The organism is Acidicapsa borealis (genome assembly GCF_059115245.1).
Genome location: NZ_JCACNY010000001.1, coordinates 5,079,139 through 5,105,043 on the forward strand (window position 1 = coordinate 5,079,139; position 25,905 = coordinate 5,105,043).

General features: G+C 60.2%; 23 protein-coding genes and 1 pseudogene. 6 read left to right on the forward strand and 18 right to left on the reverse strand.

Going from position 1 to position 25,905, the window contains the following annotated elements; translation table 11 throughout:
- Positions 1–45: 45 nt before the first annotated feature.
- The 6 genes and pseudogenes from AC5S27_RS20585 to AC5S27_RS20610 all read right to left on the reverse strand — a co-directional run bounded on the left by AC5S27_RS20585 (position 46) and on the right by AC5S27_RS20610 (position 7,040).
- Positions 46–1,125 carry a hypothetical protein gene (locus AC5S27_RS20585; RefSeq protein ID WP_493936437.1) on the reverse strand — a complete coding sequence of 360 codons (1,080 nt, stop codon included), beginning with the start codon at positions 1,123–1,125 and terminating at the stop codon, positions 46–48.
- A 61-nt stretch (positions 1,126–1,186) separates the two neighbouring features.
- Positions 1,187–2,236: a TlpA family protein disulfide reductase gene (locus AC5S27_RS20590; RefSeq protein WP_493936438.1), complete on the reverse strand. Its 1,050-nt coding sequence runs from the start codon at positions 2,234–2,236 to the stop codon at positions 1,187–1,189.
- Positions 2,237–2,364: 128 nt separating this feature from the next.
- On the reverse strand, positions 2,365–2,694 hold the full coding sequence (locus AC5S27_RS20595; protein WP_493937363.1) for a DUF4870 domain-containing protein: 330 nt from the start codon (positions 2,692–2,694) through the stop codon (positions 2,365–2,367).
- Positions 2,695–2,856: 162 nt separating this feature from the next.
- Positions 2,857–2,922: pseudogene (locus tag AC5S27_RS20600) on the reverse strand (zinc-ribbon domain-containing protein); the annotation flags it as partial.
- A 132-nt stretch (positions 2,923–3,054) separates the two neighbouring features.
- Positions 3,055–4,578 (reverse strand): S10 family peptidase, encoded by a 1,524-nt coding sequence (locus AC5S27_RS20605; protein ID WP_493936439.1) that lies wholly within the window; start codon positions 4,576–4,578, stop codon positions 3,055–3,057.
- A gap of 98 nt (positions 4,579–4,676) precedes the next feature.
- Positions 4,677–7,040, reverse strand: a complete 2,364-nt coding sequence (locus AC5S27_RS20610) for a winged helix-turn-helix domain-containing protein (RefSeq protein WP_493936440.1) — start codon at positions 7,038–7,040, stop codon at positions 4,677–4,679.
- A 391-nt stretch (positions 7,041–7,431) separates the two neighbouring features.
- Here AC5S27_RS20610 and AC5S27_RS20615 point away from each other — a divergent pair, with 391 nt between their 5' ends.
- Positions 7,432–7,986, forward strand: a complete 555-nt coding sequence (locus AC5S27_RS20615) for a hypothetical protein (RefSeq protein ID WP_493936441.1) — start codon at positions 7,432–7,434, stop codon at positions 7,984–7,986.
- A 76-nt stretch (positions 7,987–8,062) separates the two neighbouring features.
- Positions 8,063–9,106, forward strand: coding sequence for an SBBP repeat-containing protein (locus AC5S27_RS20620; protein ID WP_493936442.1), 1,044 nt, complete (start codon positions 8,063–8,065; stop codon positions 9,104–9,106).
- 197 nt (positions 9,107–9,303) lie between these two features.
- On the opposite strand, the gene AC5S27_RS20625 is transcribed toward AC5S27_RS20620, so the two are convergent.
- Positions 9,304–10,242 carry a catalase family peroxidase gene (locus AC5S27_RS20625; RefSeq protein ID WP_493936443.1) on the reverse strand — a complete coding sequence of 313 codons (939 nt, stop codon included), beginning with the start codon at positions 10,240–10,242 and terminating at the stop codon, positions 9,304–9,306.
- Between the two features lie 149 nt (positions 10,243–10,391).
- Here AC5S27_RS20625 and AC5S27_RS20630 point away from each other — a divergent pair, with 149 nt between their 5' ends.
- Positions 10,392–11,786, forward strand: a complete 1,395-nt coding sequence (locus AC5S27_RS20630; RefSeq protein WP_493936444.1) for an amidohydrolase family protein — start codon at positions 10,392–10,394, stop codon at positions 11,784–11,786.
- A 321-nt stretch (positions 11,787–12,107) separates the two neighbouring features.
- Here AC5S27_RS20630 and AC5S27_RS20635 read toward each other — a convergent pair whose 3' ends face one another.
- From AC5S27_RS20635 to rpmI, 9 genes are all read right to left on the reverse strand, one after another.
- Positions 12,108–12,482: a cell division protein ZapA gene (locus tag AC5S27_RS20635; RefSeq protein WP_493936445.1), complete on the reverse strand. Its 375-nt coding sequence runs from the start codon at positions 12,480–12,482 to the stop codon at positions 12,108–12,110.
- Between the two features lie 3 nt (positions 12,483–12,485).
- On the reverse strand, positions 12,486–13,235 hold the full coding sequence (locus AC5S27_RS20640) for a hypothetical protein (protein ID WP_493936446.1): 750 nt from the start codon (positions 13,233–13,235) through the stop codon (positions 12,486–12,488).
- A gap of 56 nt (positions 13,236–13,291) precedes the next feature.
- Entirely contained in the window at positions 13,292–15,409 is a 2,118-nt protein-coding gene (gene pheT / locus AC5S27_RS20645) for a phenylalanine--tRNA ligase subunit beta (protein ID WP_493936447.1), read from the reverse strand.
- 59 nt (positions 15,410–15,468) lie between these two features.
- Entirely contained in the window at positions 15,469–15,813 is a 345-nt protein-coding gene (locus AC5S27_RS20650; RefSeq protein WP_493936448.1) for a four helix bundle protein, read from the reverse strand.
- Between the two features lie 72 nt (positions 15,814–15,885).
- Positions 15,886–16,965, reverse strand: coding sequence for a phenylalanine--tRNA ligase subunit alpha (gene pheS, locus AC5S27_RS20655; RefSeq protein WP_493937343.1), 1,080 nt, complete (start codon positions 16,963–16,965; stop codon positions 15,886–15,888).
- Between the two features lie 133 nt (positions 16,966–17,098).
- Entirely contained in the window at positions 17,099–17,314 is a 216-nt protein-coding gene (locus tag AC5S27_RS20660) for a type II toxin-antitoxin system HicB family antitoxin (RefSeq protein ID WP_493936449.1), read from the reverse strand.
- Entirely contained in the window at positions 17,311–17,496 is a 186-nt protein-coding gene (locus AC5S27_RS20665) for a type II toxin-antitoxin system HicA family toxin (RefSeq protein WP_493936450.1), read from the reverse strand. Before AC5S27_RS20665 ends, AC5S27_RS20660 begins: the two co-directional genes overlap by 4 nt.
- 114 nt (positions 17,497–17,610) lie before the next feature.
- Positions 17,611–17,985, reverse strand: a complete 375-nt coding sequence (gene rplT / locus AC5S27_RS20670; RefSeq protein ID WP_493936451.1) for a 50S ribosomal protein L20 — start codon at positions 17,983–17,985, stop codon at positions 17,611–17,613.
- A 254-nt stretch (positions 17,986–18,239) separates the two neighbouring features.
- Positions 18,240–18,437: a 50S ribosomal protein L35 gene (gene rpmI / locus AC5S27_RS20675; RefSeq protein ID WP_493936452.1), complete on the reverse strand. Its 198-nt coding sequence runs from the start codon at positions 18,435–18,437 to the stop codon at positions 18,240–18,242.
- 185 nt (positions 18,438–18,622) lie between these two features.
- On the opposite strand from rpmI, the gene AC5S27_RS20680 reads away from it, so the two are divergent.
- Together AC5S27_RS20680 and AC5S27_RS20685 are read left to right on the forward strand one after the other, a co-directional pair.
- Entirely contained in the window at positions 18,623–19,384 is a 762-nt protein-coding gene (locus AC5S27_RS20680) for a hypothetical protein (RefSeq protein ID WP_493936453.1), read from the forward strand.
- 390 nt (positions 19,385–19,774) lie between these two features.
- Positions 19,775–22,060: a carbohydrate binding family 9 domain-containing protein gene (locus AC5S27_RS20685; protein WP_493936454.1), complete on the forward strand. Its 2,286-nt coding sequence runs from the start codon at positions 19,775–19,777 to the stop codon at positions 22,058–22,060.
- A 65-nt stretch (positions 22,061–22,125) separates the two neighbouring features.
- Here AC5S27_RS20685 and AC5S27_RS20690 read toward each other — a convergent pair whose 3' ends face one another.
- Both AC5S27_RS20690 and infC read right to left on the reverse strand, forming a co-directional pair.
- The gene (locus tag AC5S27_RS20690; protein ID WP_493936455.1) at positions 22,126–24,279 is read right to left on the reverse strand and encodes a S9 family peptidase; all 2,154 of its coding nucleotides are present in this window, start codon (positions 24,277–24,279) and stop codon (positions 22,126–22,128) included.
- A 92-nt stretch (positions 24,280–24,371) separates the two neighbouring features.
- Positions 24,372–24,983 carry a translation initiation factor IF-3 gene (gene infC / locus AC5S27_RS20695; protein WP_493937344.1) on the reverse strand — a complete coding sequence of 204 codons (612 nt, stop codon included), beginning with the start codon at positions 24,981–24,983 and terminating at the stop codon, positions 24,372–24,374.
- Positions 24,984–25,222: 239 nt separating this feature from the next.
- Here infC and AC5S27_RS20700 point away from each other — a divergent pair, with 239 nt between their 5' ends.
- Positions 25,223–25,852 (forward strand): NAD(P)-dependent oxidoreductase, encoded by a 630-nt coding sequence (locus AC5S27_RS20700; RefSeq protein ID WP_493936456.1) that lies wholly within the window; start codon positions 25,223–25,225, stop codon positions 25,850–25,852.
- The last annotated feature ends 53 nt before the right edge of the window (positions 25,853–25,905 follow it).

The following is a 25,905-nucleotide window of genomic DNA, read 5'->3' on the forward strand; positions in this document are numbered from 1 at the left end:
CTTATTCGTGCCCGGCAGCTTTCTGCTCCGGGCACTTAGCCTTACTTAGTCAGAATTATGCGCATAGCACTCGTACACGGCGCTGAGCGGAGCCTCGGGCCATTTGCTCGCCAGCATTTCTGCTTCGTTGACTTCGAGCATCTGGAAGTTGATGCTTCCATCCTTGTTCACCATACCTTGCAGATAACCGTAGACGTGTGTCTTCGAGCCGGGTGCTGCCAGGGAAGAGAGCACATACCGGTGCGCGCCTGCTGAGCCAATGATGACGCCCGGCAAGACTGTTCCGGCCTGCTGCCAGTAGGGCGTGTCATAGATTGCTGGCGAGTAGAAGTGCGAGTGGCTGGCAATGAGATAGACGTGTTTGCCCGCTGTTTGCGCGGCATAGAACCACTTGTAAGCCTGCTCGCCAGTTGTTACGCCAAGCGGCCAGTCGTCCATGGCATGGCTGGAACTGCTGGAGTGCGGCAGGGCCTCGTGCATTCCGGCCACAATCGTTGTCACTCCTGACCCGGCAGCAAGATCGCGGTCGAGAACGCCACGCAGCCACTTTAGTTGCGCGTCAGAAAACTCGGTCTTTTCGGCGTTGTCGAGGCTGATAAAGTCCACGCCATCCTTGACGAAATGAAACCATGGGCTGGACTTCGGTGCGGCTGCAGCGCCATCCCTCGCATTCTGCGCGGTGATCTCGGGGCGGTTGAGATAGCTGGCAAACTTAGCCACGAACCCGTCGCGAGTCATGGGCGGGATCGACTCGTGATTCCCGCGGCCAAGGAACACGGGCAAATCTCCGAACGGCACTAACTGGCGGGCGATGAAATCGTCCCAGGCCATTTTTTGATATCGGTCCATCGACAGTGTTGCGCCGGCGGGCTGCATGGATGCGAGGTCCTGATCGATCTGATAGATGGCGCGAAAATCGCCGAGATGCCAGTAAAAAGCGTCGCCCTCCGCCTTCACGCGCGCAGCAATCACCGGCATGACAAAGTCGCCGCAGTTACGGCTGTCCCCTGAGACGGCAAAGGTCCAGGCTGGATCTGTTGCTTGCGCGGAGGCAAAGGCTGGGAGCAGAAGGAGTGGCGAGAAGATGGCTGAAAATCTTCGCAGAGAAATCATGCCATCCAGCATAGACCCGTAACTCAGGAATGCTCCATGAAAAGTTAGGTAAGGCCGAAACGCTCGTGCGACGCTACTGCACGCCTGCGATGCTCTTCTCCGCTGCTGGGGCGTGTTTGGCTGCGTCTATCAGCTTCTTGAGCTTGGTTTCAATCTCGCCGTCGCCGACCTGCTGGTCCTGCACGAATCCGTCGGCGTCAATCGTAAAGGTTGTGGGGATTGCCTTGACCGCGAAGGTGGTTGCAAGCGGGCCGTCGAAGCCTCCGTCGCGATACTGCAGCCAGGTCATGCCGTTCTGCTTGACGAAGTTTTTCCAGGTTGTCTCATCGACATCGAGGCTCACGCTGATGACGGCGAATGGCTCGTTCCGAAACTTCTGTTCGATCTCCTTGAGATGGGGTAGCGCGTTCCGGCATGGGCCGCACCAGGTGGCCCAGAAGTCGATGAGCACTACCTTACCCGCGAGGCTCTTCATGGCGATCGGCCTGCCGTCGAGCGAGGTCACTTCGAAGGCAGGCGAGACTCGCTTGCGAGCCAGTTCTGGCTGCGCTGCGAACAGCCGGGCACGCTTGTAGTCGAGCTCAGTGGCCGGAGCTACCTTCATGTATTGCTGAAAGCGCTCCTGCGCTTTGGCGTATTGGTGGAGATGGGCCAGCGCCACACCGTCTTCGTAGAGGCAGACTGCCTTTTCCGGCTGTAACTTGAGAGCCTCCTGAAACTCGCTGTCGGCATCCTGAAAGGGCTGTTCGAAGATGCGATAGCCGCCCTCGGCGAGACATGCCTTACCGGCAAGATAGTGGGCTTCAGCCTTGTCCGCCGGACCGGCGCCATTGGCCAGCAGCAGGGCCGCTTCTTCGCGCTGTGTCTTATAGTCGCCCACCAGGCCAGCTAACTTGTACGCCTGCGTTTCACACGCGATGCAGTGACCGCCATCCTGCTTATCCGCCTTGCGGAAAGCTTCGAGTGCGGCGGCAGAGTCATGCTTGTCGACCATCTTGAGACCGGTGGCGAACAACTGCTTTGCTTTCCCATCCGTTTGCGCATTGGCCGTAAACGCCAGAGTGGTTACGGCAAGCATAGCCATGGTGAGTGCGGGACGGACCAGCAAGGCAAAACAATGCATGATAACTCCTGTTTTGCCCCAAATCTAACATAAGTTTGAGAGATGCGTATATCTGGCACGCGTAAGCGATAGGAAAGGCGCGCGAGCCGGGCTCACGCGCCTGTTCCTTTCGGTGTAACTTGCGATGCTTACTGTACTTTTCCTGCGATGCTGTAAGCGATGCCGGCGGCGCCCGGAACTTCAAAGCGCTTGCCCTGGTACGCCATCAGCATAAGAACAATCCAAGCTATAAACGTGATCAGGCCCACGAGACCGGAGAGAAGACCGTGGATTGCCCAGAGGCCGGGATGATATCCACCGCCTACCCAAACGAAGGTCAGAATAATCTGCAATACATGCAGAGCACCGAAGACGACAATCGACTGCGCGGCGTGGAAGCGAACGAAAGGTCGCTTGTCGATGACTAGAAAGACAATCCCCGTGAGCCAACCAAGGACGTAACTGAGCGCGGCAGCCACGTTTTCCTGCAGACCGGTTGCCTGGCCCGGGTAAGGGGGATACTGCGGCGGATATTGCGGGTTTGGAGGGTACGGGGGTGGAACCTGAGGGTTATAGGGCGGAGTGTACGGAGGAGGCGCGGAAGGACCACTTGCCGGAGGCGGCGCGACACCGACCGCTGCGCCACATCTGGGGCAGAACGCTACGCCCTCATTGATACTGGAACCGCATTTTGTGCAGAAAGCCATCGATCCACCTGCATATGGCTGGGCGTCTTTGGGGACGCCCAGTCACAAAGGATTTGAATACAGGGGAACGCTAATGCACACCGGAGGATGCGTCAATATAAAACGTGACGGTCAGTCTCCGGCTTCTGCGGACTAGTGGGCGGCGAACATCGCTTTCACGTCGGAGTGGAGCGCCTCGCGGCTGGCTGGGCGGGTGTAGAACATGTGGCCGCCGGGATATTCACGCACCGAGACGCGTGCTGGATCGCCCATGACCGGCATCTGGTCCACGGTGAGCACCGAGCCCATGAACGGGCAGGAGAGATCGTTCCAGCCATGGACGATCAGGACATGGAGCTTGGGGTCGGCGGCGACGGAAGAGCGGAGTTGCTCGACCGAGCCGGCGCGCAGATCATCGCCACGATCCCAGTTACCGCCGACTTCATAGGAGAGCGCGTTGTAGCGGGCATCGACCTTCCAGCCGACCGTGCGGGTGACGAAGTCGACCATGGCCGTGGTGGTTGGCGCGATGAGCGTGGCCAACAGCGGGTCGTTGGCGCGCTGTTCGGGGGCGAATGGGAACGGGTCGTATGACGTCACGTTCGAGTCATAGACCGAGCTCAACTTGCCTTGCTCGCGGTGGGCTTCGCGGAGATAGGCGCCGGTTTCGAGACGGCCTCCGGCGTACTTCACGTAAGCCGGGTCGAGGCCGGTCAACTCCGTGACTTTCTTGATGAGGCGTGGATTTGCCTCGGGATCGCTGCGGCCTTTGAGGAGGTCCGTGGCGTATTCGCCGCGGGTGTAGGCGATGACGTCGGCCATAGCTGCGGGAGTCAGCTTCCCTTCTCGCTCGAGGTGGGCGGCGGTGATTGAGGGCAGCGTCGTCATCCAGGGGAGCGGGGAGATATCGCCGTAGTCGTCCTGGCCGGGGTTGAGATAGGGCGAAACGAGAACGACTCCGTTCATGGCAACGCCAAGCTGCGACTGGAGATAGAGCGTGATGCGCGGACCGCGGAAGCCGCCATAGCTTTCACCGACGAGGTATTTGCGCGAACCGAGGCGCTCATTCTTTACGAGCCAGTCATAGACGATGCGCGAAAGGTACTGGATGTCGGGCGTGGTGGAGTAGAACTGCTTCTTGGTTTCATCCATCGAGACCAGCGAACGGCTGAAGCCTGTGCCGATGGGATCGATGAAGACGAGGTCGGTGAAGTCGAGCCAGGTGCCGGGGTTGTCGCTGAGCGTGGCGGGGTCGGACGGGCTGTCGCCTTCGTTGCCTACCCTGAGGACCTTGGGACCGATAGCGCCGAAATTCAAGTACACGGATGACGCGCCGGGGCCGCCGTTGAAAGCGAACGTGACGGGGCGATTCGGTGCATCCACGATGTAGGAGGTGAAGACGACCTCGCCGCTGGTCTTGCCATCCTTGTCGCGCACGGGCAGGGTGCCGACCGTGGCGGTGTACTTGATCGGCTTGCCTTCGAACTGGATGGACTGCGCGGTGTGCGCGTCGGCGGGGAGCGGGGGCAGGCCGGGCTTGTCGGATTTCTCGGACTTTTCGGCTACGGGCTTTTCCTTGTCCTGAGCGAAGGCTGAGGGCGTACAGGCAAGGCTTGAGAGCAACAGCAGAGCGCTGCATGTGGCTAAGAGAGGTGTGCGGAGGACAGACTTTTGCATAGGGATACGATACATGGTCAGGGTGGCGGAGAATGGAAGCGCCTGCAGATCGGCTGGCGTCAGCCTTAGCTCCTTAGCCCACTCGTCACGTGAGAGCGTTAGCGTAAACGAAGAGATTCCTGCCGAGCCTGCACCAGCACGGGCAGATCTGCGTCTGCATCCCGCATCATCGTCAGGAATGCGCTGTACTCCTGCTTCGCCGCATCACGGTTCCCTTCCATCACCAGCGCACGCGCAAGGCTCAGATGTGCCATCGCAACGTTTGGCGAGATGCCGCTGATGTACGGCCGGTCGATGATGACCCGGAACTCCTTCTGGGCTAACTCGGGCTTTTTCGCGGCAAGGTAAGCTGCGCCCCGCATCATCGCTGCCGACGGATCCGTCAGCTCATACGGTAGTGACGGTAACATCGCCGCCACTGCCTGGTCTCCTTTGCCGGAGGCGATGGCGATCGCTGCCCTACCCTCCGGCGCAAAGAGTTCCTGAACATCCGAGTCCTCCTTGCCGTTCTCCAGCATGTACTTCAACTTGCGCTCCGCCAATTGCAGATTTCCGACTTCTGCCGCTGCCATAATTACCGAGGTAAGCGAAGGCCCCATCAGTTGCACCGGCGGTTCGAACCGCTGCAGGTGAGCTCTTGCCTCCTTCGTCATCCCAAAGTCCGCCTCCATATCCGGAACGCCGGAAAAGACCTCCAACGCCGCCTCTTTCAAGCCATCCTTGGCCTGCAATTCCGCAAGGTGTTCCCAATGGGCAACTGCCGACCGCATGCGGCCCTGGCTGCCATCCAGATCGGCCTCCATGCTTTCCCGCTCGTCTTCCTCCGCCTTATCGTGAAACCACTTCTTCTGTTCTTCAAACTCAGCTTCATTGTGTTGCAGATACGCCACGTCCAGCAGTGTGCGGTGAATCGACACTGATTCCAACCCGTGACGCAGTGCGTCGAGACACGTAGCCCGCGCCGCATCCAGTTGGCCGTCATACCGTTGCCACTGTGCCAGATCCTGCCGCGGGCTGACGCTGTTCGGATTATTCGCAACTGCGTGTTTCGCGGCGTCTACCGCCAGATCCATCCGGCCCACGGACGCCTGGAACTCGCCAAGCAAAACCCAGGGGTTAGTGCCGAGCGGGTAGAGCCGAGTCCAGTTCTGGTAGTTCCGGATCGCCTGGTGCCGGTCTCCGGTCCGCCAATACTCGTACATGGCAACAATACGGAGACGGTCCTGCTCGTCGGCCTGGTCGCGTAGCTCGTACGCCCGCGCCATCGCTTTCCGCCCCTCCAAAGCCTCTCCCATGTTGTTGAAGCAATTTCCCAACTGGGCATACGCATCGGCAAAGTTCGGATCGAGAGCAATTGCCTTCTGGTAGAGAGGAACGGCCTGCGCGAACTTCAAACGCTGGTGGAGTGCGCGCGCCTGCGAGTAAGCCTTCAACGCGTCCAGAGAAAAGGTGTGTTTTAACGGCAGCGGTTCCCCACCGCCGGATTTTGCATGCAACGGCTCGCCCAGTTTCCTCCGCATCTCCGCTGATGCGGCGTCGACCGCGGCGATTACTCCTTCCTTGGAATCCGCTATGCCGCGCGTTTGCACCAGGCTGCGCCCGTCCGAGCAATCAGTCGCGTCCAGCGTGAATACGTACTTGCGGCCAATCTGCGCCAGTCGTCCTGCCAGCACGACCTGATCATTCAGCCGTTCGCATACTTCCCGCGCGACGGCCGGGGTCAGTGCGGCGTCGGCGGGAAGGTTCATCAGCTTCATCACCTTGCGCGTGTCATTCTCCCCCACCACCAGCAGAAACGGCGACTGGTTCAGGTCAATCGAAAGCAGCGTCTTGAGCGAGCGGTCGAAATCCTCGTCATGCGTCGTGTTATCGAAGTCGGCGAGCACCACCTCGTGGTGATCGCCCGCCACGACCCGGTGTGTCCAGAGCCATGCAGCGGCCCCTGCTGCGGCAGCCACAACCACCGAAGCGGCCACCACCTTAGGCCACTTTCCCCACTTCGTCTTGACTGCGGGTGCCTGAAAGACCGACGAGATCGTTGTCTCCTCGACGACAATCTGTGTCCGCTCTACCGTTTCTTCAAGGGTGAAGCTGATGGGCAGCTGACCGTATCCGTCTTGGTGTGAGTCGCCAGTGCGGTCAGCCGAGTTCTCCACCTTCCCGGTGAACTCGTACCCTCGACCGGGGATGGTGACGATGTAGTTTGCTCGATCTCCCAGCGCCTTGCGCAGCCAGAAGATATGTTGTGTCAGATTCCCCTCTTCGACGAAGGCTCCCGGCCACACCGTCTCGAGGATTTCTTCCTTCAAAACCACGCGTCCGGAGTGCTGCACCAGGCACAGCAGCACCTCGAACGACTTCGGAGTAACCGGAATCCGTTCCCCGCCGCGTAACAAGGCACGTCGCGAAGGCTGCAACTGGAATTCATCGAACTGATAGAAGTCATTACTTTGCAACAACATGCACACCCTAAGAAAGAATTAAGAAGGCCTTGAGCAAGTTTTGAGGACGTAATACCCGGCGATCGGTTGGAGTAACACTTGTTCCCAGCACTGAACACTGAGTTTTTTCGAATAACTCGCACTCTACCAGTACCAACTCCGAATGAAAACGACGAATTGAGGCGCTCAAAGACCATGGACAAAAGCAAATCGATTCGGAGAGTGGAAATTACAGTCGACCGCCGGGTCCGATCCGTTCGGATTTCCGGAACCGCCGACCTTCAAATCGGAGAACCGTGCCCGCTTTGCGGCCGCGTCCTCGAAGCCAACCCAGAAACAGGCATGCTCAGCCATCAGCCATGCAGTGAACCGAACCAGCAAAAACCCGAATTGCCAAAGTAAGGAGATCACCATGATGAAAACTACTGTGAGGAACGCTGTTTCCCGCGTAACCTCGTCTCGCCTGTCCGCTAACCGACGCAAAATAACCAAGGTTGTGTTGGTTGTGCTCGCCAAATGCGTCTTCGCCTTCGCCGCTCTTGCTTCGGCTAAAGAGCCGAAAGCCCACTCCTCCTGGCAAGCTGTAATCTCTCTGCCCGCCGGAACCAAGGTAGATGTGAAGGCCACATCGCAGCACATTCACTGTAACTTCACCTCGGCCGACGACAAGGCGCTCACCTGCACCCGAGGCAAGAACGGCGCGCCGGTCGTCCTCGACCGCAACGACATCCGTTCCGTCAAAATCGGGCATCGCGTCCGGTCCGCCCTGATCGGTGCCGGCATTGGCGGCGGCTCACTCGGTATAGCCGGCTTTGCAGCGACCAGCAATGGTGGGGATTCCCTCTTCGGAAAGAACTTTCTGCGAGGCGAGGTAACCGGACTCAGCGCCTTAGCCGGAGGTATCATCGGCGGAAGCATCGGAGCCCTTACCGACTTTTCCAAGTCAACGGTGTACTCGGCTTACTAGGCGCCTATTGCCGTAATGTTGGTCACGTCTCTTCATCCAGCACCCACACCTCTTTTCCAAACTCTACGAGGATCCCATGAATCGCTCCGTCTCCTTTGCCGCGCTCGCAACTCTCCTCTCGGCCTCTGTCGCACTCTCCGGCTGCGGCCACAGCTCTCCAGGCATGGTCGCCCCTCCTCCTACCGGACCAACCACCAATCCGGGAGCAGCCGAGCGGATCTATGTCATTCAGCAGCCAACCAGCGGTAACGGAACCATACTGCAATTTGCGGGTACGGCCAGCGGCATCGCCACGGCCCAATCCACGATCACGTCCAGCGGCTCGCTCGACCACGTTGCGACAGACAGTTTCGGCAATATCTATGCTTTCAATGGCAATATCGTCGAATTCGCCAGCGGCGCCTCCGGCAATCCGACACCTGTACGTGAGATCACCAATGCAACAGCCTCGCGCATCTGTTGCGTCGACGGACTGGCGGTCTCACCCGCCGGTGCGATCGTCATCGGGCAGGATAACGGAGAGGTGGATGAGTGGAGCGCCACCGCAAGCGGCGCCGTCGCGCCCGACCGCTATATCCTCGGCCAATCGCAGACCGGGGGCGGCCTCTCGCCCGTAGAAGTCGCCAACCTGGTCGCCCTCAACAGCGCTGATGAAATCTTCGTGGGAGCTGCAAACGCGCCCGGAACTCCCGGTATCGTCCTCTTCGACGCCGCAGCAAAAGGCAATATCGCGGCGTCCGGCACGATCGGCCCGGACGGCCTTGTCCTCGGACTGGCGATCGACAGCGCAAGCAACGTCTACGCCACCACGGAAACCTGCACCTTCAATGGGGGGGTCGGAACCTGCGCCGGCATCGTCTCGGTCTACGCGGCAAACTCGACCGCATCGTCGGCTCCTGTCCGCGTTATCTCCGGACCGCTCACCCAACTCGCTTCACCCGGCGGCATCGCGGTTGACTCTCTCGGAAATATTTACGTTATCTCCACCGACTTTGATGGAACGAATCCCAGGGTCCTCACGTTTAGTAAAACGGCAACCGGCAATGTCGCCCCGACCTCCAGCTTCACCTCAACGGAGTGGACCAACGCAGGCTTCAATCCTTCGATTGCCATCTATTAGGCATGCGGCTTGCGAGAGATAGCTGCAGATCAGACGAAGAAGTCCGACTCCACGCTCATAGGCAAGTTGCCAGCAGGCCAATGCGCTGATGCAGATATATGGCTCGCCTGCGGTCTACCTTTTGCAGATACGCTTCTCTGCATTGGCGCGATCTCTGTCGCGCCAATGCAGGTGAATCTGGTTTTGGCGCCTGGCTGTCAGGCGGAGCGGCGTCGGCGGCCGCTGATGAGGTAGACGGCGGCGCGGAGTTCCAGCAGCGGGTCGTCCGAGGGTTCGATGCCGTCGACGCGGGGGATGGGATCGAAGATGAGGTGCTTCTGCTCCGCATGGTTATCACCGACTGGCGCGGTAAGGGTCAGTGTGCCGAGTTCGAGGACTTCGCGGTCAGCCGGCCAGTGGATGGTGGCGTCGTTGACCTCGTCCCCTTCATTGGCGAGTTGCACGGCGATCTTGAAGGAGACCGGCCCGGCTGCGATGCGGGTGTGGATTTCGTCGAAGAGGTAGTTGGGTTCTTTGGCGGCTGCGGCTTCAGGGGTGAGGTGGTCGTTGCCTGCCTCGGGGAGGATGCGGTAGCGGCCGTAGCGGCTGACGCCTTCCGCGTTGGTGAACTGCATCGCCGTCACGCCGAAGTAGCTCTCGCGGGCGAAGCTGGAGGGCGCCGGCTTGGGCGTCTGCACGAAGGCCAGCGCTGCCGGATGGCTGCCAAGGAAGACTTCAATGGGCTTCGGCGAAGGAACATCCGGACCGCTGGCGGCGAGAGCTTGCAGGAAACCGAGGAACTCATCGCCGGTGTGCGTGGGGAAACCATCGGTCGAGTGGCTGACGATGTCGGTGTGGACACGCTCGGCGAGGTGGAAACGGATGGCAAGGCCGCGCGGGTCGGCATTGGGGTCGTTGTCGGGGACGAGCGGCAGGCCCGTGGAGTTGGAGAAGCGGACAGTAACTGGCAATTCCTTGGCGAAGTGAGGAGCGCGGCTCAGGCCACTGGCGGCGGGAGTCGGCATGAAAGTGCCGGTGAGCATGGTGCCCTTGGCGTGGGCGGGACGGAAGCCAGGGTGCGCGCCGAAGATCGCTTCAAACTGGGCGAGCAGATCGTTGGCGAGAGCGAGCAATTTTTCATCATTGGGAAGAGGCATGGCGGGAACTCCTGATTGGGCTACGAGTTTGAATGCGAGGTGGGACGATCTAGGTTTTTGCCAGGACTGGAGGCCGGCAGAGTGCTGGGATGAGTCGACGGCCTGCGCCGGATACAGGATACACAGGCCGTCCGGGGTAGGATAGCGGTGTGCGCATCCCTGACCCTTGCCTGAAGATTTTCCTGATTGCTGTCTGCCTGCTCGGCCTGCGTGCCGGGGCTCAGACATTGATCCTGACCAACACCCGGATGATCGATGTAGCCACGGGCAAAATTACGCCTGCGACTACGGTGGTCATTGACGGGAATCACATTACTCGCGTGACGCAGGCGCGCCAGGCAAATCTGCCTGCCGGGCAGGTCGTGGATGCGAAGGGCGCGTATCTCATCCCTGGGCTTTGGGACATGCATACGCATGTGTATTTCGATCATACGGCGGGGGATGGAACAGACCTGATTCTTCCGTTGCTGGTAGCCAACGGCATCACCGGCATTCGCGACATGGGCAGCAACCTGGACTCGATTCTTGAGGCGCGGGCGAAGGTGGCGGCACACAGCATGCTGGGGCCGCGCATGGTGGTTTCCGGGCCGATGCTGGACGGGGCTGGGTCGACCTATGGCGCGGCGATCGGCATTGTCACGCCGGAAGACGGACGCAAGGCAGTGGACATGCTGAAGGGCCGCGGCGTGGACTTCATCAAGGTCCAAAGTGGTGTCCCACGCGAGGCTTACTTTGCCATTGCCGACGAGGCGAAGAAGGATGGCATCCCGTTCGAGGGACATGTGCCGGACCAGATTCGTGCGGCGGAAGCTGTGGCGTCGGGACAGCGAACGTTCGAGCACTTGATCGGCATTTTCGAGGCCAGTTCGCCGGATGAAGACAAGTATCTGACCGGGAAGAAGACCGTCGGGATGTTTCTTGATACGTATGATCCGAAGCGCGAGGAGAAAATCATTGCGCTGCTGGCGGAGAAGCATCTCTGGCAGTGCCCGACACTCTACTGGGAACGCGGGCAGTGGCTTGTGGATGCGATCGACTACACCAAAGACCCGGATCTGGCCTATGCCGGGAAAAGCTGGGTAACGAAGTTGTGGCCTGCGGCGCAGACGTCGATTCTGAAGACGCTCGATACTGATCCGTTACCGGTGCGGGAGCGGTTCGTGGAGCATGAGCTGGGCATCGTGAAGCGGCTGCATGCGGCGGGTGTGCCTTTCCTGGCAGGGACGGATACGCCGGCGGGCGTGGATGTGCTGCCGGGAATCAGCCTGCACCTCGAACTGCAGCGGTTCGTTGCTGCCGGATTTACTCCACTGGAAGCGCTGCAGACGGCGACGCTGAATCCGGCGCTGTTCTATCAGCGGAAGGATCTGGGCGGAATCGAACCCGGGAAGCTGGCGGATCTGGTGCTGCTGGAGGCGAATCCGCTGGACGACATTGCCAATACGAGGAAAATTGCCGGAGAGGTGCTGGATGGGCGCTATCTGTCCGCGGCGGAGCTGGCGGCGATGAAGGCGCATCTGCGCGAGGTTGCGGCGGCGAAATAGCTATTTTTATTTCAGGCAAACTCCTGGCCGCTACAATGAGGCTATTGCCTGAACATCCACGACACTGCTGGAGGAATCTTGATCGGTAAGAACTACAAGTGTGAGATTTGCGGTGAGGAAAGCTCTTCGCCGGTTCGATGGTTTGTGATCAATTGCGGGGATACCCGGCTGGCAATTTTCAAATGGGACACAACCGAAGCGAATAAGCCGCATGCGCTGCACTTCTGCGGCGAGGCTCACGCGCAGGTGTACATCAGCCGGTGGTTTGAGTCGTTCTGCAGTTCTGCGAGCATGCTTCCCGGCAGGTAACTCTGCCTGGCGTTACAGAGGCGATGTGTGGATGTGGGGCTGAGCCTCTTCCAGCACTTCGTCGAGCAGACCGGCAAGGTTCGCAGCACGGATGCGGATTTCGGCTGACTCCGCCGCGATGGCAGCCTGGGTTCCGCCTTCAAGTACGCGCAGCCGCTCTTCGGCGCGGTTGAGTTCGTCGGCCAGATTCATGGCAGCGAGGACGGCGACTCGGAGAGAATCCGCGGTCCTGCCTTTCGAGGCGACGGCGCGCATGCGGGCATCGACGCGGTCTGCCAGGCGCTGAATCTGGGAGAGATCAACGCCGGACAGATGGTAAGCCTGGTCGTAGATGTGGACCGTGGCGTAGGTCGAGTCTCCGGCGGGCTTTTGCGGCGAATCGGACATAGATTACAACTCCAATGCATCCAGTTGGCTGAGCAGCCGCTCGACCCGCTGACGGACCTGATCGCGCTCGGCGCGGAGGGCGTTCACTTCCTGCTGCAATTTTTCTACGACCGGAGCCTGCGCTAGTGTCTGACTTTCGAGGTGCATGAGGCGCTCTTCGGCGGCGTGACGAGCTTCGCGTTCGCGGCGAACCAGGGTGACGGCGCGCAGCACGCGCTCTTCGAGAGCCGCGAAATCGTCGATCGTGAGTGCCGCGGGGGCTTCTTGCGGAGCAGCTTCAGGCGCGGGTTCTGCTTCCGCAACCGGCTGCGGCGCGACTTCCTCGACAGGAGGAGCAGGCGCCATCGGCATCGCCTCGACAGGCGGGGGCGGCATCAATTCCTCGCCGGCCATTACGGGCGCTGCCGAGGGATCTGGCGTGGGAGCAAATTGTGTCCGGGGAAGAGGGTTCGTTCCCTGATGCGCGCCTACGAGGACCGGAGGCGGCTCCGGGTCGGGTTCCGGTAAAGACTCGGCTGCGGGCTGGGAATCGGATGAATGCTCCGGAAACAGAACCTGATTGTGCACGGTATCGGGCGCCTCTTCGGGGAGGCTATCGAGTGTTGAGGATTCCGCTGGATCGGCGTCGAAATTGATTTCCTGCGAGGTGTCTTCCTCGGGGATGGCAAAGCTGGTCGGGTCTTCGAACATGGTTTCCTGGTGGTCCTTGAATTCTGTGGCTTTGAATGCCGTAATTTGATCGGTTGATGCCATCCGCGCCGCCTCCGTGCCTTTGGGCGAGTATAAGCCTGTTGGACGTGGAAAAGCCGTCAGGAGCGCAAACGCGCTCCGACGGAAGAAACCGCTTCGATAACACGCTGAGAATAAGACTGCAGTTCTTCATCGCGCAGGGTGCGGTCGGGAGCCTGGAAGGTGGTGCCGAGCAGGAGCGAATAGTCTGCGGTCGGGGTCGAAGACTTCGTATCGCGGAAGATTTCGCGGACGCGCCAGTCGATCAGCTCGGGAATGGCAGCCGACGCGAGCGAAGCTTCAATGGCAGCCCAGTTGGTCGATTGCGGGACCAGCAAGGAAAAATCGCGACGGACCGGCTGGAAGCGCGAAAGCTCACGAACCGCTGGCTTGCTGAGCGGGAGCTGGTAGAGACGGTCGAGATACAGTTCGGCTACGAGAACTGTCTCTTTCAGTTTGCGCGCTGCTGCGAGCGAAGGGTGCAGTTGGCCGAGCCAGCCTGCGGTCGAGCCTTCGACGACTACACGAGCGGTGCGGTAGGGGTGCAACCAAGGCGGAGTGATGCCTGCGTCTGCTGGAAAGCTGTCGAAGTAGAGCGACTTAATCTTGAAGCTGGTCAGCAACTGCTCGACTACGCCTTTGAGATCGTAGAAGTCGAGAGCACGGGCGGACTGGTGTGGGCCGGTTTGCGGCTGACTGCCGGTGGCACCAATGGCGAGCGACGGGCGCTCGTCCACCTTTTCCGTGGTGCCGGAGAAAACGGTGCCGATTTCGTAGAGGCGAACGTCGGCCAGGTCGCGATGGAGGTTGCCGGCGATCATAGAGAGCATTCCGGGGATGAGCGACGGGCGCATGACTCCGGCTTCTTCTGACAGCGGGTTGCCGAGCGGGACGACCAGGCCGGGCTGCGGGGCGGTCAAGGCTGCATCCGCCGCGGAAGCGAAGGTGCTGGAGATGGCTTCGTGGAAGCCGGCGGCGCGCAGGCTGCCGTGTACAGCGGCAGCGTGCGCGGCGTGGGGTAGCTCGCGGATGGCTCCGGCGAAGGCTGGGAGCGTGTTGGCAAAGCGGTTGTAGCCGTAGACGCGAGCAACTTCTTCGATCAGGTCGATTTCGCGGGCAAGATCGAGACGCCAGCTGGGCAGGGTTACCTCCCAAGCCGCTTCACCGGCTGCCGTGAGGGTACAGCCGAGAGCTCTTAGGACGGTTTCTACGGTGGCGGCAGTGATGCCTTCGGGATCGACGGTGGTTCCGAGGAGTCGGTGGACTTCGCCCAGCGCCAGCGCAACGGGCTTGCGGCTGGCTGTCTTGGCGAGGATGGCCGGGATGGTTACATCGACCAGATCGCCTTCGATGTGGCCGCCGCTTTCGAGGATGATGGCCGAGACGATGTCAGAGGCGAGCGGGCAGGCGTTGATGTCCGCGCCGCGCTCGAAGCGATGGCTGGCGTCGGTATGCAGGCCGTGGCGGCGGGCGGTGCGGCGGACGGCGACGGGATCGAACCAGGCGGCTTCGACCAAAACATTCTCTGTCTCAGGTGTGATCATTGTGTCCCAGCCGCCCATGACGCCGGCGAGGCCGAGCGGCTTGGCGTGGTCGGCGACGATCAAGTCTTCGGGATCGAGAGTGCGCTCGACACCGTCGAGGGTCTTGAGCTTCTCGCCCTTCGCCGCGCGGCGGACAACGATGCCGCCCTCGATCTTGTCGAGGTCGAAGGCGTGTGTGGGCTGGCCCATGGCGAGCCAGGCGAAGTTCGAAGCATCCACGGCGTTCGAGATCTGCTTCTGTTCGAGCAGGGTGAACATGCGCGTGGCGTAGCTGCTGACGGGGCCTTTGGCCTGCGCAATGGGCTGGACCGTAATGCCGCGCAAAACGCGTGCGGTGAATCGGCCGCAGGCGTCCTGCGCTTCAATCCTGATCGGGAACGGCGTGGCGGATGGCTTCGCTTCCGGCAGCGGAGCCGCTCCCGGTGGCAGCGTAAGGCCATAGATCGCTGCGGCTTCGCGGGCCACTCCGTAGTGGTTCATCGCGTCGACGCGGTTCGTAGTGATGTCCATCTCGAAGAGATGACCATTGCCTTCACCAAGGCTGTGAATGCCTTCGACGGCGATGCCGCGCAGAGTGAGGTCTTCGGCGAGTTTGTAGTCGTCGGCTGGCAAATCGGGAAGTATCGTTCGTAGCCAGATTGTGAGTATCTTCATTCTTGTTTCTTCTCTTTTCAGCGAGCCAGCAGCGCTTCGCGCTATGGCAAGTCAGCAAGTCAGCGCGGACTCGGATGTAGCACTCCGATGAGTCCATTAATCAGTTTCCCGACTTCGGATGATAGATCGAGAAGTTTTTCTGCGGCTCCTTCCGGAAGAAAACCAAGACTTCCGGCAAGCTCGGTTTGGGTTTCAAACTCATTGAGTGCAGATCGTGCTGCACCCAGGCCTTTACGCATATCTGGATCGCTCAATCTTCCATGTGCCTCAGCAACATGGCTTGCAATATTCACAGCCGAGCGGCGAAGCTGCATTCGCAAACCAAAGGTTTCGGACTTCGGGAAGTCTTCCGTTTGTGCGTATACCAATCGCGCCAAGTCCATGGCCTTTTGCCATGCGATCAAGTCCCGGTAGTGTCTCGTCCTGGTCATTTCTTGCTGACTCGCTGACTTGCTTGCGCGTAGCGCGCTGACTCGCTAAACAAATTGGCTCAGGAACCGCATATCCCCGGAGTAGAACTGCCCAATATCGCTAACGCCATACTTCATCATGGCGATGCGTTCGACTCCCATGCCGAAGGCGAAGCCGCTGATCTTTTTCGGATCGTAGGCAGGCTGCTTTTCCTGCGCGAAGGCGAATACGCCGGGGTCGACCATACCGCAGCCCAGCAGCTCGATCCAGCCGGAGTGCTTGCACTTGCGGCAGCCCTTGCCGCCGCAGAAGATGCATGAAATCTGCACGTCGGCCGAGGGCTCCGTGAACGGGAAGAAGCTGGGGAAGAAGCGCGTCTTCACGCTGGAGCCGAAGAGGGCCTTCATGGCGTGGTCCAGCGTGCCCTTCAGGTCAGAGAAGGTGATGTTGGTGTCTACGCAGAGCCCCTCGACCTGATGGAAGACCGGCGAATGCGTGGCATCGGCGGCGTCGTTGCGGTGCACCTTGCCGGGGATCACGATGCGCAGCGGCGGGGCGAACTGCTCCATGGTCCGCATCTGCACCGGTGAAGTGTGGGTGCGGAGGAGTAGGCGGTCGCGCAGGCTGCGACGTTCCTGATTGGCAATGACGAGCGTATCTTGTGTGTCGCGCGCCGGGTGGCCGGGTGGGAAGTTCATGCTCTCGAAGTTGTAGTAGTCGGTCTCAACCTCGGGGCCAACGCCGACCGAGTAGCCAAGCGCGGCGAAGATGCCGATCAGCTCGTTCATCGTGCGGGTGATCGGATGCTCGGCGCCTGTCAGCCTGCGCGTGCCGGGCAGGGTGACGTCGATCGCTTCAGCGGCAAGCGCTGCGTCAGAAGGCCCCGCTCCGGCGGCTTCCTCCAGCAGCGATTCGACAAGCGTCTTGAGGGCGTTGAAGCGCTGGCCGAGTTCGCGCTTCTGCTCGACTGGCGCGGCCTTGAGCCACTGATCCGAGAGCTGCTTGAGGCGGCCCTGCTTGCGTCCCAGCCAGTCGAGGCGGAAGTTTTCAACGGCCTCCGGCGAGCTGAGAGACGAGGCGGACTGGCGCGCTTCCGCCTCAAGTCCGGCGAAGAGCTGGTCGTAGTTCAGTTGTTGATCGTTCATCATGAGCAATGGTCAGGATAAACCACCACTGCGCGTGGGGCGAATCGCCCTTCGGGCCGTACTACTGCTCTACTCAGAGAATTACCGTATATCCGGCTTTGGCCTGGAATACAGAGAGAAAATCTTCTCGAAATTACGCCGGGATGGACATCCGCATGACCTGCGTCGATGGCTCGGGAATGGACAATCCATCTTCTCGCATGCCTTCGATATGAAACTCTATTCCTTCGCGGATCAGCAGTTCTGTCTCTTCGATAGTGGCTGCGGCTACGCCGAGCCCTGGCAAATCAGGTACATACGCGCTCCACCCGTTCGACGTTTTTTCTAGAACTACTGCGTATTCCTTCATTTGAGACCTGCCTGTTTGAGGATGCTGTTGAGCGTTCCCGTATCCATTTCATGAGACGGGTGACCCGCGACAGTCACGCGGCCCGGTTTGTCATCGTGCTTGAACTGACGATGGCTCCCGCGCTGGGCTACCTGGTACCAACCGTCGTCCTGAATCATCTTTAGAACGTCGCGTACTTTCATTCGAACCAGCGAACCGTGGCACGAGTATACCGCCAATTCGAAAGCTCAGTCGCGCTAACAGCAAAGGCCCAAAGCTGAACTTTGGGCCTTTCTGTGTTCCTCGGCGAGTCGGTCTTACTTGGCGGCTTTTTCAGCTTCGAGAGCTGCCTTGGCTTGCTCGATCAGGCGGGTAAAGCCCGGAGCGTCCTGGATGGCGATGTCGGAGAGAATCTTGCGATCCAGTTCGATGCCAGCCTTCTTGAGGCCGTTGATCAGCTGGGAGTAGCTGAAGTTGTTCAGCTTGCAGGCTGCATTGATGCGGACGATCCAGAGGGCGCGATACTGGCGCTTCTTCTGGCGACGGCCGGTGTAGGCAAACTTCAGGCCGCGTTCGACGGCTTCCTGTGCTGCCTGGTAAAGCTTGGACTTGGTGAGGAAGTACCCACTTGCCCGCTTGAGAATCTTTTTGCGGCGGTCAGACCGCTTTGTCCCACGTTTTACGCGAGGCATGGTGATTTGCTCCTTTTTGCGTTACGGTGTTGGCGGCTGGAGGCAGGAGGCGAATGGCTGACCCGGAAAACGGGTCGGGGCATACGCTTTGGAACCTCTTCACGCGCACTGTCATGCCTGAAGTTCTGGAATGGGCTTTTCAGCTTGTTCCGGGGCCGCGCAACGCATTTGCGCTGGCCCAGCTCACTCGTCCATACAGGAGAAGATCACTTATCAGACTAATTTTCGATTCAACCAACTGGAAGGCTGGAGAATCAGGCGTACGGGATCATGCGGGCTACCTTATCGTAGTCAGCGTCCGTGACGATCATGCTCTTACCGAGCTTGCGCTTCGTCTTAGGCAGCTTTGACGTAAGGATGTGGCGCGTCTTGGTCTGGCCCCGCTTGATTTTGCCGGTACCAGTCTTGGAGAAGCGCTTGGCCGCGCCCGAATGGGTCTTCAGTTTGGGCATTGTTTTCTCATTTTGCCGGGCGATTCACTCTAAGATCAACTCCTATAAGCCTCTCGCCGGCGGTTCAGAACCACTTTGGGAACAGGGATACCCCTGCCGCATTGCGGACCAAATCAGTATATCGCAGGTAGAAATTTCCCGCCATCCTGTTGCCCGCCGATGCAACCCGGAGTAGCGTCATTCCCATGGCTGTCCTATCTGTCGATCTCGCCTGCCGTAGCTGGTCCGACTTGGGAGTGGTGGTGCTCGAGCAAAGGGGTCCGCTGATCACCTGCGACATCATCCGCTGGCAGGACGCCTTCCCTCCACCGGTGGTAGAGCTGGCGCTGAGACTGAACACCCTCTGCTTGGAGCGTTCCGTGGGCGTGCTGATGCTCGATGGTCCGCAGGCTTGGGACAGCGCTCACCCTCCGGAGAACGCGTCGGCGCGGGATGACCGGGGCGCTCGCGGAGTTCCACTTTCTGGGTCCTACGAACGCTTTGCCGGATATTGCCTCGCTCTATACGAAGCGTTGGCACGACTTGGATGGCAGCGGCTATCAGGCCGGGAGCCGTTCAAGTCCGGGACCTCGGACGGAAGCGGCGCGTCACGTAAAATCCTGGTCGAGAGCTACCCTCAGGCCGCCTGGAAGTCGCTTGGGATCGCTCCATTGCCTCCGAAACGGGAGTGCCGGGTGAGCGATCTGGCGGTGGCTTATTCCGCCCTGACAGCGCTGCTGCCGATTACGACCAGCCAGCCTCCCAATCACGACCAGTTGCAGGCCATCGCCGGCGGGCTGCCGGGGTTAGCCATCGAAGAGCGTCTAGCGCTCAACGTGCAGAGCTCCGAGCACAGCAATCGACGCCGCACTGACAGGTGGGAGGGACTTGGCCCCGTTCCGATCCCTCCACCCCCCAGAAAGCGGAAGACTCCCGGCGCACAACAGCCAGGACTTCCGCACTCATAGGTCCGAACACTTCCCGCTGCGCGGAAACGCCTGGTAACCTGCCGTCACCCCGATTGGGTATGGACTAAAGTAACTTTATCAATTGCTATATAACTACTCACATCCGTGATGGAAAGGCCGCAAGAGTATTCGATAGAAACGCTTGCGCTCCATGGACTACTGTTGTAGGTAACATCCTGGCTCGACACGATCCAGGAACCGGATTGCGTCAGGGCCAGGTGGCTCTGCAAAGTAACCCGCCCCGCCCGCCGGGCCACTCAGAGCACAACGAAATCCACCATATTCCAAGTTCATCAGGAAAGATTGCGCTTCATGTGGCCAGTTGCGAAGTTCAGCCAGGAAAGACCCCGCGCCACGCGGCGCGCCCGACATTCCCGGATGCAAGTGGTTGTGTCCATTGCTTTTTTCCTGATGGTCCTTTCCGGTACTGGCGCAATCCAAGGGCAGACCCTAACGGCCCAGACTCTTGCAACCCAGGCCGTCGCGCCGGGGCCTGTCCCGACGGGGAATCCGGCCGTCCGTGCCCGGCTGGCGACGAGCCCGATCGTGATCGATGGCAAGCTCAACGAGCCGGCCTGGCGCGATGCCGAAACGATGGTGCTGACCCAGCAGTCTCCGCACCCCGGCAAGGCTACTCCGTATCTCACGGAGGTGAAAGTTCTGATCTACAAGGATGCCCTGCTTTTTGGATTCCGGTGCGTCGACCCCAATCCCTCTGCGATCCGGACGCATACCCTGACCCGCGACGGCGACATGAGCGGCGATGACACACTTTCGGTTCTCCTCGACACGTACGGGGACAAGCGAACAGGCTACTGGTTTCTGATCAATTCAGACGGTGCGCGCCTGGATGGGCTGGTCTCCGGCCGCGGCAGTTACTCGACCGACTGGGACGGCATCTGGAATGCGCGCACGGCCCGGACCGAAGACGGCTGGTCGGCGGAGATCTGGGTTCCGGCGCAGACGCTTGGATTCTCGGGCAAGGGAGTGCACTGGGGGCTGCAGCTGGACCGGTTCATTGAGCGCGACCAGACAGAGCTTCGCTGGGCTTCGCCGACGCTCGACTCCGATCTATTCGATATGGGCCGCGCCGGCGATCTTGAACTGATGACCCCTCTGCGACAGGGACTCGGACTGGAGTTCGCACCCTATTTGAATGGGAGAAAAGTCAGGGATTTCTCTGAACCGGATTCACACTGGCTGGGCGCCGGCGGCGGCGAACTCACGTGGCGTATCACCCCGCAGCTGGCGGCGATCCTTACCGTGAATACCGACTTTGCCGAGACCGAGGTAGACTCGCGCCAGATCAACATCACGCCGTTTCCTCTCTACTTCCCTGAGAAGCGCGCGTTCTTCCTGGAAGGCGCGAACCAGTATTCCTTTGGCCTCGATCTCGATGGAGGACCGAATCCGCTGGTCTACAACCCGTTCACCTTTCTGCCCTTTTTCAGCCGCAACATCGGCCTGCTCGACGGCTACAACATTCCAATTGAAGGCGGACTGAAACTGAACGGGCACGTTGGCCCGTGGAGCCTGGCGCTGCTGGATGTGCAGACCCGAAAAACGTACGTGCCGGACACGGTTGTCTCGGTACTGGGTTTGCCGTCAGCAAGAGTGGAAGGCACAAATCTGCTGACGACAAGAGTGGCTTACGACGTCGACCACCACCTGCGGATCGGTGCGATTGCCACGCACGGTGATCCCGAGGCTTTGCTCTCGAACACGCTGGCAGGCGCCGACGCGGTATGGCGCACTTCCACGTTCCTCAAGAACCGCACGCTTCAGTTCGGCGGTTGGGCCGCAACAACGCAGGGACAGCTGCCCGTAGGTAATCACCAGGCGTGGGGAATGCATTTCGACTATCCAAACGACCTGGTGAACTGCTCCGCAGGCTTCAATAACTTCAATGACGGCTTTGAGCCGCTGCTGGGCTTTCTGCCGCGACCTTCGACGCATCAGCAGGACGCCAATTGCAGCCTTGGTCCACGTCCGAAACAAGATGGACGATTCCACGCGGTGCGGCAGGTTTTCAACGATGTGAGTTTTTCGCGCTTTACCGATACGGAAGGCAACCTGATTTCCCGGCAATTCCAGATCAACCCGGTGCGCGTTCAGATGAACTCGGGCGATCAGATTCAGGCGCAGGTGTATATCCGCCATGAGACGCTGACGAGCCCCTTCACCATTTATCCCTCGGTCACGTACCCGGTCGGCTCGTATGACTTTCAGCGCTATGGATTAGTGCTGCAGACGAGCCCGCAGCGGGCGCTCCAGTTCAATAGCCAGACGTATATCGGCGGGTATTACAGCGGGCATCTCTTCCACCAGACGAACAGCCTGACCTGGAATCCATTCCACGGCAAGATCGAGGCTGGCGTGACGGCGGACAACTACTTCGAGCACTCGCCGCAGGGGAATTTTGCCGAGAAGCTATGGCAGTTCAAGGGGGCGCTGTCGTGGAGCCCGGACCTGTCGCTGAGCACGTTTGTCCAGTACGACAATGTCTCGTTCGACCTGAGCAGCAACACACGGCTGCGCTGGACCTTCCGGCCAGGGGACGATTTTTATGTGATCTGGAACCGGACCTGGGTGCGCAATCCCGCGCTACCGGGGATCAATTTCGATTCCGACGCGGAGTCGGTCACAGCGAAGATTCGCTGGACGTTCCGGTTGTAAATATCTGACAGATAGAAGAGCCCGGGTCTCAACTTCGAGGCCCGGGCTCTTTCTCTTTGGGGAGTTTACTTCTGTTCTTCGCCGAAGCCCTTTTGCAGGAATTCAACGATGCGCTGGCGGGCGTCGAAGCCGTGCCAAGGCTCTGGAACCGGGTATCCAAAGATACCTCGGGCAAGCGGGCCGTGGTCTTCGCGAGGATAGGTCACGAGGTCGACGGGCACGCCTGCCTGGCGAAGAGCGCGGTACATCTCCTGCGCCTGGCCGAGCGGGTCGGTTACGTCAGACTCGCCTTGTAGAAGCAGGAACGGAGTCTTGGCCTTGCCTACGCCGGAGAGCGGACTCTGCCGCCACGCATCCTCGAAGTGCTCCCACGGCTTGCCGTAGAACCAGCGGTCGTACCAGGAGCCGCGCTCGGTGCCGTATTCACTGAACTGGTCGATGACGGGCGCGCCGGAGATGATGGCTTTGAAGCGGTCGGTCTTGCCCTCGGCAAAGCCGGCCATTTCGCCGCCATAGCTGTAGCCCATCAGCGCCAGCTTCTCCGGATCGACGGAATAGTTCTTGATCACGTAATCGACGCCGGCCATGATGTCGCGGAAGTCCGCGCCGCCGAGGTCGTTCTTGTTGGCGGCGGCAAATTTGGCTCCGTAGCCTGAAGACCCGCGCGGGTTAGGCCGCAGGATCGCCCATCCGTGGCTGAGCAGAAAGCCGTCCCAGTCGCCGTAGCTATCGCGCCAGACGCCGGTAGGACCGCCATGCACATCGACGATCAGCGGGACCTTTTTCGTAGCTGCCTCGGGCGGCAGGTACAGCAGGCCCTCGATGGTCAGGCCCTCGTTCTGCCACTGAATAAGCTTGGAGGGGATCGCGCGAAAGACCTGCGAGAGGCTTGGCGTAGGCAGAGGAGTGCAGGTGCCGCCCGGCGTGGTGGCATAGCAGAGCCCCGGCGGCTGATTGCTCCCTTCCGCGATCCAGACCCAACCGGTCTGCTTGCGGTTGGTGTTCAGGCTGACAAGCACGGGCAGCTTTTGCGCGATGGATTCCGGGGTAGACTTGCCGTCGGGCGCAATGCGCACCAGGCCCTCGCGGGTGCCTTCGCTGACGGAAACGATGATCTTGCCATTCGGCAAGAACACCGGCTCACCGCCGATCCCGCCGAGGAAGTCCGGCATGAGGCGCACGGGCTTGCCTGCCGTGCTTGCCTTGTCTGGCAGCGAGAGCGCGAAGAGCTCTTCCACCCCAGGAGGCGCGTCTTCAGGCGTCTGCGCGGCGAAAAGGATTTCCGTGCCATCTTCGCTCCACGTAAAACTGCCGCGAACCGTCGCAGGCAGGGCGGAAATTGCGACAGGAGCATCGAGAGCGCCGATGTTCACAATCCAACCTGTAGCAGCCGGACCAAGGTCATCGGCTTCATTGGGCAATTCGGTGACGGCGATCAGGCGGTCGCTCTTTGGCGACCAGGAGGCGGCGGCCACATCCGGCGCGAGGCCGACTGGCTTCAGTGCTCCTTGGATGGTGCCATCGGCGTTGAGCGCGGCCAGATAAAGGCGGGAGCCGTGACGGGCGTGATTCACCCAGAGGGCGTCGGCCTTGGCTTCTTTAGATTTCTTCTCGCCGGGAGTTTCGGGGTCTTCTGCCCAGACGGCGAGCCACTGGTTGTCGGGCGAAAGAGCGAAGCCGCTCGGATTGACGGGGAGTGGTTCAGGTTTGGCCTCGTCGGCCTTCGCAGCGCCATCCGCTGCTGGTTTGGCGGGCGGCAGCGCACCTTTTTCCTTGGAGTCGTCGACCGGTGGCGGTACTTTCAGGTCATAGGGAATGGCTTCGCCGCCGGCCATGGGAAGGCGAAAGATCTGGGTAATTTCGCCGCGCCGGGCCAGGAAGAGGATTGCACTGCTATCGGGAGTCCAGACCCCGCCGCGCTCGCCGCGTTTGTCTGTCGCAGGCGTGTAGGTGAGCTGGCGCGCTGCGCTGGCCCCGGAGGTCGAAACGAGCCAAAGATGGCTCTTGGCGCCATCGGCCGTCGAGTCGGTCACAGTGAAAAGAACGGATTTGCCGTCCGGCGAAAGCTGCGGAGAGGCGAGCGCCTTGATATGGCGGAGATCTTCGCTGGAGGGAAATTTTGGGTCTTCGGCATATGCGGAGGGACTGGCAAGAATGGCGGCAAGCGACAGCGAGGTGGCGAGGCCGATACCCCGGAAGACAGCAGAAGTCTTGTTCATTTCGCCAGCATATAACGCCGGAAAAGGAAAATGCCCATCGCGATCACGCGCAACGGGCATTTTGTAGTGGCACTGGCTGCGAAGCTTGGAAGCTATGCCTGCGAAGCCGTGGCTACCGGAGCGGGAGCCGAGGCTGGTTTCGGCTTCGGCTGTTCCTGCTTTTTGGCCGGAGCAATGATCGCGTGGAGGATAGTGCCTTCCATGCGAGGCATGAACTCAACCACGCCGTTATCGCCGATGTCCTGGATGAGCCGATTGATCTTGGCGTAGCCCAACTCACGATGAGCCATCTGGCGGCCGCGGAAACGCAGGCTGGCCTTGACCTTGTCGCCTTCGGCAAGAAAGCGAACGGCCTGGTTCTTCTTGGTCTGGTAGTCGTGCTCGTCGAGTGTGACGGAGAACTTAACTTCCTTGACGACGATGACCTTCTGCTTCTTCCGGGCGGCGCTTTCGCTCTTGTCCTTCTCGTAGAGGAAGCGGCCGTAATCCTGGATGCGACAGACGGGCGGGATGGCATTGGGAGAAACTTCGACCAGATCCAGGCCGCGCTCACGGGCAATCTTCAACGCCTCGAACGGCGGAAGGATGCCCATTTGCTCCCCATTTTCGTCAATGACGCGAATCTCACGCGCGCGAATTCTTTCGTTGATACGGATAAATGATTTTGCTGAACGCTTATCGAGTGCGATGGTGCTCCTCCAAATTGCCGCTACGGGCGGCGTCGTTACACAGACGCGGGCTCGCGCTCCGAGTATACCATTGGTTCGATGCCCGCTGCTGGCGTGGTGACTCATGCCGCAGGAGGGAAAATCGCAAGTTTTTCGCCTGAGTCTGCAATTTCCCGATTGAGGACAAAAACAGATGCTTTGCGACGAAAGGACGTGCCGCGCCATCTCAGCTAGGAGCGGCTACGATCGCCGTAACCATCTTCCGGAGAAAGCACATGCATATCGCACTCTACGGCGCTACCGGTAAATCCGGCGGCCGGATCCTTACCGAAGCGCTCTCACGCGGCCACCAGGTCACGGCCATCGTGCGGGACACCACGAAACTCTCCCCTCGGGCCGGTCTGACGATTGTTCAGGGCGACGTTTCCTCGGCGGCCGCCATTGCGGCCAAGATCAAGGGCTCCGATGCCGTGGTGAGCGCCTATGCTCCCCCAGCTGACGATACCGATCAGCTTCTGCCGGTCACGGAGCACTTCATCAAAGCGGTGAAGGAGAGCGGCGTTGGCCGGCTGATCATCGTTGGCGGAGCGGGAAGCTTGGAGGTTGCGCCCGGCGTAACGGTGATTGACAGCGGACATTTGCCGGAAGCCTGGGTGGCGATCGCGGTTTCGCATGCCAAGGTCCTCGATCTGGTGAAGGCTTCCGACATCAACTGGACCTACTTCAGTCCAGCGGCGTTCTTCGAGCCGGGCGTGCGCACCGGCAAGTTCCGTCTCGGCACCGATCAGTTGGTCGCCGACGAGAAGCACGACAGCCGCATCTCGATGGAGGACTACGCGATTGCGCTGGTTGACGAGCTGGAAACACCGCAGTTTGAGCGGAAACGCTTCACGATCGGCTATTGATCCACCGGGTATTGATCCACCGAATTCAAGAACAACGCGCGGTTTCGCATGAT

What these genes read in the sequence shown, in the direction of transcription:
- AC5S27_RS20585 (WP_493936437.1), bottom strand. Translation starts at nt 1,125, where the DNA reads ATGCTGGATGGCATGATTTCTCTGCGAAGATTTTCAGCCATCTTCTCG.
- AC5S27_RS20590 (WP_493936438.1), bottom strand. Translation starts at nt 2,236, where the DNA reads ATGCATTGTTTTGCCTTGCTGGTCCGTCCCGCACTCACCATGGCTATG.
- AC5S27_RS20605 (WP_493936439.1), bottom strand. Translation starts at nt 4,578, where the DNA reads ATGCAAAAGTCTGTCCTCCGCACACCTCTCTTAGCCACATGCAGCGCT.
- AC5S27_RS20610 (WP_493936440.1), bottom strand. Translation starts at nt 7,040, where the DNA reads ATGTTGTTGCAAAGTAATGACTTCTATCAGTTCGATGAATTCCAGTTG.
- AC5S27_RS20615 (WP_493936441.1), top strand. Translation starts at nt 7,432, where the DNA reads ATGATGAAAACTACTGTGAGGAACGCTGTTTCCCGCGTAACCTCGTCT.
- AC5S27_RS20620 (WP_493936442.1), top strand. Translation starts at nt 8,063, where the DNA reads ATGAATCGCTCCGTCTCCTTTGCCGCGCTCGCAACTCTCCTCTCGGCC.
- AC5S27_RS20625 (WP_493936443.1), bottom strand. Translation starts at nt 10,242, where the DNA reads ATGCCTCTTCCCAATGATGAAAAATTGCTCGCTCTCGCCAACGATCTG.
- AC5S27_RS20635 (WP_493936445.1), bottom strand. Translation starts at nt 12,482, where the DNA reads ATGTCCGATTCGCCGCAAAAGCCCGCCGGAGACTCGACCTACGCCACG.
- AC5S27_RS20640 (WP_493936446.1), bottom strand. Translation starts at nt 13,235, where the DNA reads ATGGCATCAACCGATCAAATTACGGCATTCAAAGCCACAGAATTCAAG.
- pheT (WP_493936447.1), bottom strand. Translation starts at nt 15,409, where the DNA reads ATGAAGATACTCACAATCTGGCTACGAACGATACTTCCCGATTTGCCA.
- pheS (WP_493937343.1), bottom strand. Translation starts at nt 16,965, where the DNA reads ATGAACGATCAACAACTGAACTACGACCAGCTCTTCGCCGGACTTGAG.
- AC5S27_RS20660 (WP_493936449.1), bottom strand. Translation starts at nt 17,314, where the DNA reads ATGAAGGAATACGCAGTAGTTCTAGAAAAAACGTCGAACGGGTGGAGC.
- AC5S27_RS20665 (WP_493936450.1), bottom strand. Translation starts at nt 17,496, where the DNA reads ATGAAAGTACGCGACGTTCTAAAGATGATTCAGGACGACGGTTGGTAC.
- rplT (WP_493936451.1), bottom strand. Translation starts at nt 17,985, where the DNA reads ATGCCTCGCGTAAAACGTGGGACAAAGCGGTCTGACCGCCGCAAAAAG.
- rpmI (WP_493936452.1), bottom strand. Translation starts at nt 18,437, where the DNA reads ATGCCCAAACTGAAGACCCATTCGGGCGCGGCCAAGCGCTTCTCCAAG.
- AC5S27_RS20680 (WP_493936453.1), top strand. Translation starts at nt 18,623, where the DNA reads ATGGCTGTCCTATCTGTCGATCTCGCCTGCCGTAGCTGGTCCGACTTG.
- AC5S27_RS20690 (WP_493936455.1), bottom strand. Translation starts at nt 24,279, where the DNA reads ATGAACAAGACTTCTGCTGTCTTCCGGGGTATCGGCCTCGCCACCTCG.
- AC5S27_RS20700 (WP_493936456.1), top strand. Translation starts at nt 25,223, where the DNA reads ATGCATATCGCACTCTACGGCGCTACCGGTAAATCCGGCGGCCGGATC.